Origin of the sequence: Streptomyces albus subsp. albus (assembly GCF_000719865.1) — a bacterium.
Classification (GTDB): Bacteria; Actinomycetota; Actinomycetes; order Streptomycetales; family Streptomycetaceae; genus Streptomyces; species Streptomyces albus_E.
The window spans coordinates 60,835-76,140 of record NZ_JOID01000006.1 but is presented as its reverse complement, the minus strand read 5'-3'; the positions used below and the strand labels follow the sequence as shown (position 1 = coordinate 76,140).

Genomic DNA, 15,306 nt, shown 5'->3' with positions numbered 1-15,306 from the left:
CGATTGGCCCCACCCCTCTGGCCCCGGGCTCCCCCAGTGCTTAACCTACGGTTTCGTAACCTACGGAGCCGTAGGTGTCCGCACGTCTCCAGGAGTTCGCAGTGACCCAGACCCCCGCCCCCCTCGCCGGTTCCGAGGGGTGGAGCGACGCCAAGCTGCTGTACGCGCTGGAGGAGGTCGTCGAGGACGAGCTCAACCGGCACCTCAAGGTGGCCAAGGACTGGATGCCGCACGAGTACGTGCCGTGGAGCGACGGCCGCAACTTCGACGGCCCGCTGGGCGGCGAGGCCTGGGCCCCGGAGCAGTCCAAGGTCAGCGACATCGGCCGGATCGCCCTGGTCGTCAATCTGCTGACCGAGGACAACCTCCCCAGCTACCACCACGAGATCGCCACCCTCTTCGGCCGCGACGGCGCCTGGGGCACCTGGGTGCACCGCTGGACCGCCGAGGAGGGCCGGCACGGCATCGTGATGCGCGACTACCTGCTGACCTCCCGGGCCGTGGACCCGGTGCAGCTGGAGGAGTTCCGCATGGCGCACATGTCGGAGGGGTTCGAGTCCGACAACCGGCACAGCATGCTGCACTCCGTGGCGTACGTCGCCTTCCAGGAGCTCGCCACCCGGATCTCGCACCGCAACACCGGCCACCACTCCGGCGACCCGGTCTGCGACCGCATGCTCACCCGGATCGCCACCGACGAGAACCTGCACATGGTCTTCTACCGCAACCTGCTCGGCAAGGCGTTCGAGCTGGCCCCGGACCAGACCATGGCTGCCGTTCGCGACGTCGTCGTCAACTTCCGGATGCCGGGCCACGGGATGCCCGGGTTCGAGCGGGCCGCCGCGCAGATGGCCATCGGCGGCATCTACAACCTCCGCATCCACCACGACGACGTGCTCCAGCCGGTGCTGCGCTTCCTGAAGGTGCTGGAGATCTCCGGGCTCGGCCCCGAGGGGCTCAAGGCCCAGGAGGAGCTGGGGATGTACATGGGCGGTCTCGACGCGCAGGCCACGAAGTTCGACGAGCGGCGCGAGGCCCTGCTCGCCCGCCGCGCCGCCCGCCGGGCCTCCTGACGGGCCTCCTGACGGCGGCGGCCGCTGCCGGGCCCCGCGGTCCGGCAGCGGTGGCCCCGCGGCCGCCCCCGTCACCGACCGGCAACCGGCAACCGGCAATCGGCAATCGGCAATCGGCAATCGGCAATCGGCAATCGGCAATCGGCAAGCACAACAAACCGGGCCCGGCGCGCTGGACGCACCGGACCCGGCGTTTCGTAGCGGGGACAGGATTTGAACCTGCGACCTCTGGGTTATGAGCCCAGCGAGCTACCGAGCTGCTCCACCCCGCGTCGTTGAACCCGACTCTACGCGGTACCGGCCCCTGCGCAAAATCGGTTACGCGGTCCGCACCGGCCCGGTCTCCCGCCGTCGGTGCGGACCACGGTCGTCAGGACGTACCGCCCCCGCTTCTGCGGGACTTGCGCAACCGGCGCCGTTCCTTCTCGGAGAGTCCTCCCCAGACGCCGAACCGCTCGTCGTTCTCCAGGGCGTACTCCAGGCACTCCACCCGTTCCTCACACGCCCGGCAGACCTGCTTGGCCTCCCGGGTGGAGCCGCCGGGGACCGGAAAGAAGAAGTCGGGCCCGGTCTGCGCGCACAGCGCGCGCTCCCGCCAGCCGGAAGCGTGCTCCGCCGGCCCGATGAAATCGATCAACATGACGGTCATGCTGCATCCGGCGCATCAACGATCGCTGAACGAGCGGTCAACGCGCCGCGCCCGGGGCGTATGCCGCGCGCCGCCCGTGCCGAGTGCCCAACTCGTGGGTCCGCGGGGGAGGTTACCGCTCCGGCCGCGGAGTTCCGCGCCGGTGCGCCGGCGCGGCGCGGCGCGTCCGCCCGGTGCCCGGCGGGGCCCCAGGGCCCGGCGGGGACGGAGCGGCCGGATGCGGGGACCAGCCGGTCCCGGAATCCCGCCGGCCCGGGGCCCGGCCGGGTGCGGGGCTCAGGCCGAGTCCCGGCGCACCAGCTCCGTCTGCAGCAGGATCGACGGCGGCAGACCGGCCTCGCCGGACAGCTGGGCGAGCAGCCGCCAGGTCATGGTGCGGCCGAATTCCTCGATCGGCTGCCGGACGGTGGTCAGCGGCGGTGAGGTGGTGGCCGCGATGTCGAGGTTGTCGAAGCCGACGACCGCGACGTCCTCCGGAACGCGCCGCCCCGCGGACTGCAGCGCCTGCAGGGCTCCGACGGCCATCAGGTCGGAGGCCGCGAAGACCGCGTCGAGGTCCGGATGGGACTCCAGGAGCCGCCGCATGGCGGCCGCCCCGCCCTCGACCGTGAAGTCACCGTGCGCGACCGCGTCGGTGGCGAAGCCCGTGCCGGCCATGCCGCGGCGCCAGCCGCTGAGCCGGTCCATGCCGACGGCCATGTCGGCCGGGCCGGCGATGGTGGCCACCCTGGTCCGTCCGGTGTCGATGAGGTGACGGGCCGCCAGGCAGGCGCCGTTGAAGTTGTCCACGTCGACGTAGGGGGCGTCGACCCGGACCAGCGGGCGGCCGCCGAGGACCACGGGCAGGCCCGCCTCGACCAGCAGGCTGGGCAGCGGGTCCTCGCCGTGCAGGCTGACGACGAGCGCGCCGTCGACGTGGCCGCCGCAGAGGTAGCGGGCGAAGCCGTCCTCGTCCTGCTCGTTGGTCATCAGCAGCACCAGCTGGAGCTGGCTGCCGGAGAGGCCGCTGTAGATGCCGCGCAGGACCCGGGCGAAGAAGGGGTCGCTGAGCACGAAGTTGCCGGGCTCGGACATCACCAGGGCGATGGAGCCCGTTCTCCTGGTCGCCAGCGACCGGGCGACCTGGTTGGCGCGGTAGCCCAGAACCTCGACCGCGTGGGCCACTTGCTCCCGGGCCTTCTCGCTGACGTAGGGCAGGCCGTTGATCGCCCGTGAGGCCGTCGCACGGGAGACCCCGGCGGCCCTCGCGACCTGTTCGAGTGTGGGGCTCGCGCTCGGGCCCGGTCGTCCCAGAGGCTGCGCCCCCGCTGATTCAGTCACCGGCTCTCCGCGTGTGGCAGTGTCTCCCGCCGCCCGCGCCGCGCGCTGTGGGCGGCTGCTGGGGCGGCTCCCGCCGCGCGGCCCGCGGGGGCCGCGCCGTACGGGGTTCGGCGGCTTCGCCGCGGCGCTGGGGCGGAACGTCCGGAGCCGGCGCGCACCCGCTGCCGGCCGCAGCCGGCCGTGCCGGTCCGCTGCTGCGTGCTGGACACTCCCCCACCCCCACTGACGCCGTCCGATTCCGGTGACCGCCGGGCGACGCCTCGCCGGCAGCGCACTGGAAGCGCTTTCAGACTACCCACGGAACCGAAGGACCGCCAGGGAGGGGACTTCCGGGGAAGGGAGGCCCCCGCCGGCCCGGCGGCCGCCCGGACCGCGCGCGGGGCGCGTGGTCCGGGGGCGCGGCGGACGGTGCCGTCCGGGAGTCCGTCCGCGGGCCACGGGTCAGCAGCCGATCGGCGCTGTGCCGACCGCGATGTCGTCGTACCAGAGCGTGTCGTCGCCGTTGCCGTAGCTCTCCCAGCCGAGCCGCAGGTCGGTGAGGGAGGGCCGCCAGCCCGGCTTGTTCAGCCACTGCCGGTCGATGTCGTGGGTGGGCGTGCCGTCGATGACGAGGCCCTCGACGACCGAGCCGTTGACCTTGGTCTCCAGGGTGGAGCCCTCGATGCCGAACTCGACGCACGTCCATTCGTTCACGGGCAGCGGCAGGCTCTTGGACACCCCGACCGGGCTCTGCTCCGGCAGGGTCGCGTCGTCGGACTCGCGGTTCCACTGCAGGGCGCCGTTCTGGCCGCCCATCCGCAGATCCTTGCCGTTGTCGTTCGCGTCCTTCATGGCCGCGAACGTCACATGGGCGGCGGGCAGCGCGGTGGTGTGCCTCACCCAGAAGCGGACGTGCAGCGAGGAGCTCCCCGCCACCTCGTCCAGCGGGGTCGAGACGAAGACGTGGTTGCAGTAGCCGGCCTTGCCGTCGATGCGGAGCGACTTGGCGCCGGTGTGCGCGGTGCCGGAGTCCACCGTCGCGGTGCCGTTGCCGGTGCAGTTGGCGGCGCCGGCGGTCCAGCGGCCGGACGGCGCCGTGCCGGTCTGCGTCTCGAAGTCCTCGCAGAAACCGGAGGCGTCGCAGGCCGCGGCGGTCCGGTGGTCGGCGGAGGGGCCCGCGGCGGAGGCGCTGCCCGTGGCGCCGGCGGCGGTGAGTGCCAGGACGGCCGCCGAGGCGGCCAGGATCTGCCGGCGGCGGGCGGTGCCCGCGGGCAGGGGCGCGGGCGGCGGAAGGGGGGAGGCCGGCAGGCCGGCTGACGAGGACGAGTGTGCGGTCGCAGGTGAGGACATGGGTCCCGACCCTCCTCGGTGAAGGTGAGGTGACGGCGGACGGATCGCGGACAGATCAGCGTCGCGGTGGGGGCCTCCCCAGGCCCCCACCGCGACGGGCGGTGATTCATCCACCGCGGGGCGGGCGCGCGCGGATCCGCTGGACGCCGCGGCGCGCGGGAGGAACGCATTGCCGCCGGCGTCGACGCGCCCGTGTGGTGTGGGGGGCCGGGCCCCGGGGGGCCCGGCCGGGTGGCCGCGGCGGGCCGGACCGTGGCCCGGCCCGCCGCGTCCGGATCATCCGAACAGGGCGTCGTGCGCGGCGAACGCCGTGGCGATCTCCGTCTGGGCCCAGTAGCGGTGGTACGTGAACTCCGGCGCGTCGCCGCCGTTCAGGTACTGCTGCACCTTCGGGAAGTCGGGGTCGCTCTCGTAGAAGGAGCGGATCGACAGGAAGGTGGAGTCCGAGTTGATCTCGTCACCGTTGGGCATGGTGCCCGTCCAGCCGTTGGGGATGTAGAGCTTGTCCTCGCCGGAGGTGACCTCGAACCGGTTGTAGTCCTTGCGGACCTCGGGGATCGCGATGCCCAGGTCGTCCTTGTGCGTCAGCATGCCCTCGAGCAGGCCCTCGCCGGCCTCCCTGGCCTCCGCGTCGCCGGAGCCGGCGGCGTAGTAGAGCAGGGTCTTGGCGAAGGAGGCGGCGACGCCCACGTCGTTGGTGTGGTTCAGGACCTCGACGTGCAGGCCGCTGTTGTCACCCGGGTTGGAGGCGTCCCAGGTGTCGGGCTTGCCGGTCCACTCCAGGTCGGACGGGATCTGGTAGTCGCCGGAGCCGTCGATCGTGGAGTTCTCCAGGGCCCAGTCGACCCACTTGTCCATGATCTTCCCGGCGCGCTCGTCCTTGGTCTCGGCGTACAGCTCGGCGGTCCGCTGCAGACCCCAGACCTGGAAGCCGAACCACCGGTTGGACGGCGGGTCGTGCCAGACGGGCTGGTAGTCGTAGTACATGCCGTAGAAGGTCGGCATACCCGACGGCGGGCTGGCGTACTGGCCTTCCCAGCTGTTGGTGGCACCGCCCGCGATGCCGCCCTCGGCGGACTGCAGCCACTGCAGGAACTCCAGCTGCCGGTCCAGGCTCTTGGCCCAGTCGGCCTGGCCCGAGGAGGACTTGGGCTTCATGTCCGGGTCCTCGGCCAGGGCGTAGGCGGCCATCGGGTTCTGGTAGCCCTGGTGGGCCGCGCCGTCACCGATGCGCCAGGCCCACGGGTACTGGGCGTCCGAGTTGGCACCGCCCCAGGCGTAGTACCAGGACATCAGGTAGTGCGCGCTGTCCTTGCCGGTCCCCGCGGGGCAGGACGGGCTGGTGCAGTCGCCGATCTTCTTGAAGTACTTGTCGAACATGGCGTAGCGCAGGTAGTCGCCCATCTTGACGGCCTTGGCCACCACGTCGGAGACCTCGCCGGCCTTGCCCTGCTCCTCGGCGTACTTCTTGGCCTGGTAGGCCACCTGCACCGCGCGCGCGTCGGCGTCCGGGGCGTTGGTGTACTTCCACTGCTTGGCGTACTCCGCGTCGTCGGTGAACAGGTCGAGGAACCCGTTCTCACCGCCGTGCGCGAAGGTGTCGCAGGACGGCTGCGTCACCGTCTCCCAGACGGACTCCTGCGAGCCGCGCTGGAAGGTGTTGATGAACGCGGGCGCCGTCTCGCCGTCGCCGCAGAAGCCGAAGCCGTAGGTGTTGTCCACGTCGAGCAGCCAGTGCATGCCGTAGACCTCGTCGGACCCGTAGGCCGACTTGAGCTCGGCCGCGATCGGGTCCTTGCCGACGGAGACGCCGGAGTCGAGCTTCGCCGGGTACTCGGTCGGGCTCGGGTGCTCGGGCGCGTAGGTGGCCGGCTTGCTCGCGTCGTAGGCGCCGTTGGTCGGCTGGTCGTCGGTGCCCGGGATGGCGAACTCCTCCAGCGACGCCCAGGCGTCGTTGAACGGTCCCCAGTCCTCGGTGACCCGGCCGTACTCGGACTCCAGCCACAGGTAGTAGCTGAACGCCTCGGAGGTGGTCTCGTGGCCGTGGTCCGGTGCCTCGACGATCAGCGTCTCGATGGCGTGGTACGGCACCTTCAGACCGTCGAAGGTGCGGTAGTAGCCGCTCGACGGGTCGTTGATCTTGTTGTACAGATCCAGGAAGTCCTGCTGGTACTCCGAGGCCTGCGGCGAGATCTCCTGGACCGGCACGGAGCCGGCCTCGTGGCCCGCCGCGGTCGCCTTGAAGACGGCCTTGGCCAGGTCACCGGTGGTGTCCGCGGAGTTCACGTGCACCTGCTGGACGCGGTCCCAGTTCTCCGGGGTGAACGTCAGCTCCGACTTCGCCGCGCTGATGTCCTTGGCGCCGGAGGCGCGCTCCAGTGTCACGCGCACGTCCGAGGACGGCTTGGCGGACAGCTTGAGGCCGACGGTCGTCTCCCCGCCCTGCTTCACCTGCCGGGCGACGGGAGAGGCGATCACGGCCGGCTTCTCCAGGACGTTCACCAGGGACGGGTGCGAGCCGGCCGGCTTGCCGTCCTTGCCGTACGCCTTGGCGGTGATGGAGTACTGGCCCTCGGGGGCGTTCTTCCACTCGCCCTCGAACGGGGCCTCGGTGTCGGTGGCCAGCAGCTTGCTGTCCGCGTAGAACTCGACCTTGGCGACGTCCCCGGTGGTCTTCGCCTTCAGCGGCACGCCCTCGGGGGCCAGCGCGTAGTTGTCCGCGCCCGCCTCGGAGGAGGTGAGAGCGACGCCGATGGCCTTGGCCTCGGCGGATCCGGCGGACTCGGAGGCGAAGGTCGTCCCCGGCACCACCCCCGCGACGAGAGCGGCGAGGGCGAGTCCTCCCGTGACCGGGCCGGGCCGTAGCCTGCGCCGTAGGTGTGATCTCATTGCCTGCTGGTTCCTCTCTGTCACATGGTGTGGGGCCATATGTGGGGCATGGAGGGGTGCTGTGAGGCGTGCGCGGGCACGCCCGGTCGGGGCGTGCCGTCACACGTGGATCCGGCCCCGTGAGTGGGCTGTGCGGTGCGGCCACTCACGGGGCCGGTGATCGTGGGGGCGGAACGGCCCCGGCGCCGTGGGGTCAGGACGGCGCGGGCGGGGCCGGATGGTGGGGGGGTACGCGGCTCGGGTCCGCGGTTTCCGTACCGTGCCGTCGACAACGGCTTCCCGGGAGCCGCTCGGGTGGTGGGGGTGATCAGCTCTCGGCACGGTGTACTGAAACCGCTTCCAGTGCCGGGACTGTAGCGGTCGCGCCGGGCGCTGAAAACCCTTACTCGCCAGTCCAGTTGGACAAAGTCACCGGGTGTGTTCCGCACCAGTCCCTTCACCAGCGCTTTTGTTGACACGGCGGCGGATAAATCGCCTCCGGGGCAGCGAACCCGTCAACTCACGGGCCTGACCTGCGTGTTGCGAAGTGGTTCGCGCAGCTCCTATTGACAGGGTCACCACCCGCGCTCACTCTAAGAGCGCTCCCAGGTCCGAGGCCGACGGGAGCCGATCACCGGCCGGCCACCGGGTACTCCACCGGTCGGAGCCCGGTGACCGCCCCGGCGCGACGGCCCGGGGCGGACGGGAGCGACGCCCTGACCCGGCACCCGTCCGGCCCTCCGCACACCGGCCGCCGTGCCACCGCGCCTCCCCCGCACCGCCCCCACCGCCCGCCGTACCACCCGCAAGCGCCACCCCCGCCGCATCCCCATCGCACCGCCGCACCACCCGCAAGCGCCACCCCCACCCGTACCGCCCGCTCCGCGAGCACGGAGGCTTGCAGATGAACCCCACCCGACAGCGGACGGGAGACGGACCGCCGAGACGGCGGCCCTCGTCCCGCGTCGCGCTGACGGCTGCTGCCGCGCCGGCCCGGACCGCCGGCGCGGCGGCCGGGGTGGGCCGGTGCCGGTACGGGAAACCGCTGTTCCGGCCGCTCCGGCCGCACCCGGGAACACCCGTGCGGCGGGAACCGTCCGACCCGAGCTCCGGCACGGCCGACCCCCGCCCGGCCCGTGCCGGATCGGGCGGCCGGGCGGCGCGCACCCCGGCCCTTCGCGGCCGGACGCCGGTCACCGTCCCGGCGGGTGCCGCGCCGCCCGCGCCGTCCACCCCCTCCCCGCGGCCACGCGCACGGCCGCAACCGCCCGACGGGGCGATGCCGCCCGCGCCCCCTCGCCCCGGCGGCGCCTCCGGCACCGCCCCGACCCCTGCCCCCTCCACGGGCCGGCCCCGCTCCGGTGCGGGGCGCCTCCCTCGCTTACGGCCCGTGTCCGGCGCCCGGCGCCGCCCCCGCCCACCGGAGAGGTGCCGGACCCGCCGGCCCGCCGCGCTCCGGACCCCGCACCCCCCGGGAGGACTCAACCCACGCCGGCTCCCGCAGCCCACGTCCCGCCCGTGACGCCCCGGAAGCACTCCCGGATCAGCTCCTGGAAGCGCTTCCAACCCTTCTCACGCCGGGCCGGGACCGTTTTCCACCCCCACCCCCCATGGAGCTTCACCCATGAGCAAAACCTCTTGTGCGGCGACCGGTGCGGTCGCTCTGGCCGTCGCCGCTTTCCTGATACCCGCCCCGGCCGGCGCCGCCCCGGCCGGGCCGGCGGCCGACAGCACGTACTACGTGGACCCCGAGACCCAGTCCGCCAAGTGGGTCGCCGCGAACCCGGGCGACTCGCGGGCCGCAGTGATCCGGGACCGGATCGCCTCCGTGGCGCAGGGGCGCTGGTTCACCCAGACCAACACCGGCGAGGTCCGTGCCGAGGTCGACGCCTTCGTCGGCGACGCCCAGAGCGCCGGACAGATTCCGATCATGGTCGTCTACAACATGCCCAACCGTGACTGCGGCGGGGCGAGCGGCGGTGGCGCCGACAACCACTCCGCGTACCGGCAGTGGGTCGACGAGATCGCGGCCGGCCTGAACGGGCGCCCAGCCGCGATCATCATCGAGCCCGATGTGCTGGCCCTGATGTCCAACTGCCAGAACGCCTCGCAGCAGCAGGCCACCCGGGAGTCGATGGCCTACGCGGGCAAGGCGCTCAAGGCCGGCTCCGCCGAGGCCAAGGTCTATTTCGACGCCGGACACTCCCGCTGGCACTCCCCGGAGGAGATGGCCTCCCGGCTGGCCGCCTCGGACATCGCGAACAGCGCCGACGGCATCTCCAGCAATGTGTCGAACTACAACCACACGGCCGACGAGGTCGCCTACAGCCAGGCGATTCTCAGCTCCATCGGCTCGGACGGCCTGGCCGCCGTGATCGACACCAGCCGCAACGGCAACGGCCCCGACGCGCGGGGCGAGTGGTGCGACCCGCCCGGCCGCGCGATCGGCACCCCCACCACCGCCGACACCGGCCAGGACCGGATCGACGCCTATCTGTGGGTGAAGCTCCCCGGCGAGGCCGACGGCTGCGCCGCCGCGGCCGGGCAGTTCGTGCCGCAGCTCGCCTACGACATGGCCAACGCGGCCCCCGCCGCGTCCGCCACTTCTGCTTCCGCTTCTCCCAGTTCTCCCAGTTCTTCCAGGACCGCTTCCGAGGACGGTGCACGATGAGTGAATCCCGAGTCCGCGTCTCGCCCCTGGCGACGGGTGGAGGGGGACTGGCCGGCGCGCTGGACCGCAGCAGCGGACACGTGCTGGGCCTCTTCCGCATCGTCGTCGGCTTCCTCTTCGCCTGCCACGGCGCCGCCACCCTCTTCAACGTGCTCGGCGGCCCGCACGGCGGCGTGGTGCCCGAGCTCGGGGCCTGGCCGAGCTGGTGGGCCGCGGCCATCCAGCTCGTCGGCGGCGGCCTGGTCGTGCTGGGCGCGTGGACGCGCACAGCCGCCACCATCTGCTCCGGCTCCATGGCGTACGCCTACTTCGTCAGCCACCAGGGCGAGGCGCTGTTCCCGCTGCAGAACGGCGGTGAGGCCGCCGCGATGTTCTGCTGGGCCTTCCTGCTGATCGCCGTGCTCGGCCCCGGAAGGATGGCCCTGGATTCGCTTTTCCGTTCCTCGGACAACGCGGGGCGGGAGAGCGGCGAAAGGAACGTGCTCGCGGTGTGAATTCCGCGCACCGTCACACGGGGCGGACCATCATGATTCCCGTCGCACGGAAAGCCTGCCAATCCCCACCGCAATGCGCCGCCCAGCGGTCACGCATTACGGAAGGAGCGAACGCGTCGGGTTGACGTCCCATCCGTCCGGCGGCGGACACACAGGGGAACGGTTTGAGCCCGCACGTTGAGGCGCCCACCAGCCAATACGGGGCACGAGCCGCGTTCACCGGGTTCTCCGGGTGGATCGGACGCCATGCCGTCCGATCCACCCGGAGCTCCCTCGGTGCCCACCGGCCGGCCGCGCTCCGCCGCACGACACTGTGCGCGATACCGGAAAGCCCGTCGGACCCGGCACCGGCCGACCGGTTCTCACCCCACTCCCGACAGGGTGGCGGGGTGATGTTTCGTTTGTGCGACCGTCATTGAAATTCCTTGTGTCAAAGGACTTCTCAGGTTCTTCCGGCACTGGTAGCTTCCTCTCCATGGGAGCGCTCCCACTGAGCCACGGACGCTTCCCATTCCCCCACCGTCCCGCGTCGGTCCAACGCGCTGCGGGATGACACCGAATAGGAGCTCAGATGACAACCGATTCCCCAGGCGGAATGCGAAATACGCGCTTCCGTCGCGCCGTTACGGCAGTGAGCGCCATGGCGCTCGCCTCCGGTTTCATGATCGCCGCGGGGAACACGGCGAACGGTGACGAGGCATCCTCCTCGGCGGCCGCGGCGCGCGTGGACAACCCCTACGAGGGCGCCAAGCTGTACGTGAACGAAGACTGGTCCCGGCAGGCGGCGGAGAGCGGCGGCGAGGCCATCGCCGACGAGCCGACCGCCGTATGGCTGGACCGCATCAAGGCGATCGACTCGGGCTCCGCGGGTGAGAACACCATGGGCCTGCGCGACCACCTCGACGCGGCCCTGGAGCAGGGCGCCGACGCCCTGCAGATGGTCACGTACAACCTGCCCGGCCGGGACTGCGCGGCGCTGGCCTCCCAGGGCGAACTCGGCCCGGAGGAGATCGACAAGTACAAGAACGAGTTCATCGACCCGATCGCGGAGATCCTGTCGGACCCCAAGTACGCCGACCTCCGGATCATCAACGTCGTCGAGATCGACTCGCTGCCCAACCTCATCACCAACGTCGGCAGCCGTGAGACGGCCACCGAGAACTGTGACGAGATGCTGGCGAACGGCAACTACGTCAAGGGCGTCGGCTACGCCCTGGCCACCCTCGGCGACATCGAGAACGTCTACAACTACATCGACATCGGCCACCACGGCTGGATCGGCTGGGACGACAACTTCGGGCCCACCGCCGAGCTGCTGCACGAGGCGGCCACCTCCGAGGGCGCCACCGTCGACGACGTCGCTGGCTTCGCCGCCAACACGGCCAACTACGGCGCCACCGAGGAGCCGTACTTCTCGATCGACGACACCGTCGGCGGGAAGTCGATCCGCGAGGGCTCCAAGTGGGTCGACTGGAACCGCTACGTGGACGAGCAGTCCTACGCGCAGGCGTTCCGCGAGGAAGCCGTCTCCGCCGGTTTCAACAGCGACGTCGGTGTCATCATCGACACCTCCCGCAACGGCTGGGGCGGCGCCGACCGGCCCAGCGGCCCCGGTGACAAGAACGGCACCGCCGACGAGTACGTCGACTCCAGCCGCATCGACCGCCGTATCCACCTCGGCAACTGGTGCAACCAGGCCGGCGCCGGCCTCGGCGAGCGTCCCACCGCCTCTCCCGCCCAGGGCATCGACGCCTACGCGTGGATCAAGCCCCCGGGCGAGTCGGACGGCTCCAGCCAGGAGGCCGACAACGACGAGGGCAAGGGCTTCGACCGGATGTGCGACCCCACGTACGAGGGGAACGCGCGCAACCAGAACAACATGTCCGGCGCCCTCCCGGACGCGCCGGTCTCCGGTCACTGGTTCCAGGCCCAGTTCGAGGAGCTCATCGAGAACGCCTACCCGCCGGTCAACTGACCGCGGTCGCGCGTGAGCTGAGCACGGGAGCCCGGTGACCGCCCGGCGGTGACCGCCCGGTTCGAACGAACGCCCCGAGGGGCCCGGTACGGCCGACACGGCCGCACCGGGCCCCTCTTCGTGTTCACCGGCCCCTCTTCGCGCGCGGCCCCCTCCGCCGCCGGCCCGGGGCGCCGCCCCCGTCAACCGGCCGCCGGCCGCGGCCCCGAGCGAACGACCGGTTCCTCCCGGCACGCGGTCCGGTGAGCCGGTGAGTGGAAGGGGGCACGCCGCGCGTACCCTTCCGCGGACCGGACTCCGCCGGCGCGGGCCCCCGCCTCCGGCGGAGGGCTCGTTCCCCCGGAACGGCCCGGAGGCATCGCGGCCCCCGCGCCCCTCGGCCCCCGCCCGTTACCGCCAGAGACCATTGGCCAAGGATAAAGAGGGGCAAACGTGAACTGAGTCAAGGATGCCGCTAGCACAGCGTTATGCTTTCGGTATACGGTGAGCGGCAGGTGGCAGCCCGCCATGCCCCACTCCTGGTCCCGCGCCCGGGGCCGCCGATCCTCCACCCCGCCGGAGAGGCCATGCCCGACAGCCCGGAACCCCATGTCTCGGTGACCCTGGCGGAGATCGCGAGGATCGCGGGCGTCGGCCGCGCCGCGGTGAGCAACTGGCGCCGCCGGCACAGCAGTTTCCCCCGCCCGGTCGGCGGCACCGACACCAGCCCCCAGTTCTCGCTCTCGCAGGTCGAGGAGTGGCTGCGCGCCCAGGGCAAGCTCGGTGCGGACGAGGGCGGCCGCGAGCGGCTCTGGCCGCGCTTCGAGGCGCTGGGCGACCGGGAGCTGATGGGTCTGGCGATCGCCGCCGTCGGCGCCCGGGCGGGCCGCGCGGAGCAGGCCGCCGGACCCTCCTCGAAGCGTCGTCCGCGGAGCGCCCCCGGAGCCCCGGCCGCGCCCCCCGCGCCCGTCCACCTGCCCGTGGAGGCCGAGCTGTCGGAGGCGCAGGAGCAGGCCGTGGAGCAGGCCGTGCGACTGGCCGGAGAGGACGGCGCGGCCGAGACGTTCGGCTTTCTGCTCGGCCGCTGGCTCGGCACCCACGTACGGCAGATCACCACCACCCCCGAGCCGCTGGCCGCGCTGATGACGGAGCTGGCCGAGCTGGTCGGCGGCGGGCCGGAGGGCGAGCGGAGCGGCGGCGGGCCCTGGACCGTGCTGGATCCCGCCTGCGGCGTCGGCGGGCTGCTGACCGCCGCCGTCCTCCGGTGGGGCGCGGACGGTGAACTCCGGCTGTCCGGACAGGACAGCGACCCCGTCCTCGTCGATCTGGCCGCCGCCCGGCTGGCCCTCACCACCGTGCCGGAACCGCGGCCGGACCGTCCGGCCGGGGCCCGGCGCGGCGGGAAACGGGCCGCCGCCCCCGAGCAGGCGCGCACCACCGACCTGCGGCTCGCCGACTCGCTGCGCGAGGACGGCCCCGCGTTCCGCGGCGACGCGGACGTGGTGCTGTGCAACCCGCCGTTCAACGAACGCGACTGGGGCCATGCCGAGCTCGCCACCGACCCCCGCTGGGTCTACGGCCATCCGCCGCGGACGGAACCCGAACTGGCTTGGGTGCAGCACGCGTTGGCCTGCCTGCGGCCGGGTGGCACGGCCGTGCTGCTGCTGCCGCCGGCCGTCGCCTCCCGCCGGGCGGGCCGCCGCATCCGCGCGGCGCTGCTGCGCGCCGGGGCGCTGCGGGCCGTGATCGCTCTGCCGCCCGGGGCGGCGCCTCCGCACGGCGTGGCGCTGCATCTGTGGGTACTCCGCTCCCCGGCGGCCCCCGCGGCGGCCGGCACGGACCTCCTCTTCGTCGACGCCGCGCAGACCCAGCCCGGCCGGACGGCCGCCGCTCCCGTCCCCGCCGGTCCCGTGCCCGCCGGTCCCGGCTCCGCCGGCCCGGCCGCCGGAGCGACGGCGGGTACGACGGCCGGCCCCGCGGGCAAGGCCGCCCTCGACTGGACGGTGCTGAGCGACACGGTGCTCTCGGCCGTACGCGCCCACTGCACCCCGGACGCGGACCGCGAGCCCGCCGACGGCGCCGAAAACCTGCCGGGCACCAAGGTCGTCCCGGTCATCGAACTCCTCGACGAGCAGGTGGATCTGACCCCGGCCCGGCACGTCCCGGTCGCGGCCCCGGTCGCGGGCCCGGGATTCGGCGAGTGCTGGTCGCGCTTCGGCGGTCTCCTGGACGAACTCCGCGCCACGGCAGCCGGGCTGTCCCCGCTCACCCTCGCCCGGGAGGCGGACGACACACCGGGCAGCCAGGGGCCGACCACGGTCGGCGAACTGGCCCGGGCCGGCGCGCTGACCGTCCACGCCGGGCAGTCACCGGCGGACGGGACGGTCCGGGACGCCGCGTCCGCGGCCGTCGACGGCTCCGTCCCGTATCTGACCGTGCAGAGCCTCCTGCTCGGCGGCGCGCCGACCGGCCGCGTCTCCCACGCGGACGCGGCCAAGGGACGCGAGACGGGCACCCTGACGGTCACCGAGCCGACCGACGTCGTCGTCATCGGCTCCTCCCGGGTCTTCAACGCCTGGGTGGACGACGGGGGGCCCACGGTCCTCGGCCCGCAGATCCACGCCCTCCGGGCCGACCCGGCGGTCATCGACCCGTGGTTCCTCGCGGGCTGCCTGCGCGCCCCGGCCAACGCCCGGCAGGCGGGCACCCATGCCTCCGCCACCTCGCGGATCGACGTGCGCCGCCTGCAGATCCCGCGCCTGCCGCTGGCGGAACAGCGGCGCTACGGCGAGATCTTCCGTCGCCTCGCCTCCTTCGAGGGCCTGCTCCGCGAGGCCCGCGGCCTGGGCACGGAACTGACCCGCAGCCTGAGCGACGGCCTCGCCGCGGGCCGCCTCACAGCGCAGCCCCCGGGCGACGGGGGCTGATCCGGGCGCGGCCCCGCGGCC

The 15,306-nt window shown here is 72.8% G+C and carries 9 protein-coding genes and 1 tRNA gene; 5 read left to right on the top strand and 5 right to left on the bottom strand.

Annotation, left to right across the window (positions count from 1 at the left end; all coding sequences use genetic code 11):
• Nucleotides 1-101 precede the first annotated feature (101 nt).
• Nucleotides 102-1,073 (top strand): acyl-ACP desaturase, encoded by a 972-nt coding sequence (locus IF83_RS0107010; RefSeq protein WP_030543177.1) that lies wholly within the window; start codon nt 102-104, stop codon nt 1,071-1,073.
• A 198-nt stretch (nt 1,074-1,271) separates the two neighbouring features.
• Here IF83_RS0107010 and IF83_RS0107005 read toward each other — a convergent pair.
• From IF83_RS0107005 to IF83_RS0106985, 5 genes are all read right to left on the bottom strand, one after another.
• Nucleotides 1,272-1,345, bottom strand: a tRNA-Met gene (locus IF83_RS0107005).
• A 98-nt stretch (nt 1,346-1,443) separates the two neighbouring features.
• Entirely contained in the window at nt 1,444-1,713 is a 270-nt protein-coding gene (locus IF83_RS0107000; protein WP_107046719.1) for a WhiB family transcriptional regulator, read from the bottom strand.
• A gap of 285 nt (nt 1,714-1,998) precedes the next feature.
• Complete coding sequence (locus IF83_RS0106995) at nt 1,999-3,042, bottom strand: LacI family DNA-binding transcriptional regulator (protein WP_244176895.1); 1,044 nt, start codon at nt 3,040-3,042, stop codon at nt 1,999-2,001.
• 441 nt (nt 3,043-3,483) lie between these two features.
• Complete coding sequence (locus tag IF83_RS0106990; RefSeq protein WP_244176893.1) at nt 3,484-4,371, bottom strand: hydrolase; 888 nt, start codon at nt 4,369-4,371, stop codon at nt 3,484-3,486.
• 276 nt (nt 4,372-4,647) lie between these two features.
• Nucleotides 4,648-7,260 (bottom strand): glycoside hydrolase family 48 protein, encoded by a 2,613-nt coding sequence (locus IF83_RS0106985; protein WP_244176892.1) that lies wholly within the window; start codon nt 7,258-7,260, stop codon nt 4,648-4,650.
• Nucleotides 7,261-8,863: 1,603 nt separating this feature from the next.
• Between IF83_RS0106985 and IF83_RS0106980 the strand changes: the two genes are divergently transcribed.
• The 4 genes from IF83_RS0106980 (at nt 8,864) to IF83_RS0106965 (ending at nt 15,285) form a co-directional block, all read left to right on the top strand.
• Entirely contained in the window at nt 8,864-9,910 is a 1,047-nt protein-coding gene (locus tag IF83_RS0106980; RefSeq protein WP_030543172.1) for a glycoside hydrolase family 6 protein, read from the top strand.
• Complete coding sequence (locus tag IF83_RS0106975; protein ID WP_051722520.1) at nt 9,907-10,404, top strand: DoxX family protein; 498 nt, start codon at nt 9,907-9,909, stop codon at nt 10,402-10,404. Before IF83_RS0106980 ends, IF83_RS0106975 begins: the two co-directional genes overlap by 4 nt.
• A gap of 661 nt (nt 10,405-11,065) precedes the next feature.
• A complete protein-coding gene (locus IF83_RS0106970; protein WP_244176917.1) occupies nt 11,066-12,379 on the top strand; it encodes a glycoside hydrolase family 6 protein in 1,314 nt (437 codons plus the stop codon).
• A 566-nt stretch (nt 12,380-12,945) separates the two neighbouring features.
• Nucleotides 12,946-15,285: an N-6 DNA methylase gene (locus IF83_RS0106965; protein ID WP_030543169.1), complete on the top strand. Its 2,340-nt coding sequence runs from the start codon at nt 12,946-12,948 to the stop codon at nt 15,283-15,285.
• Nucleotides 15,286-15,306 lie beyond the last annotated feature (21 nt).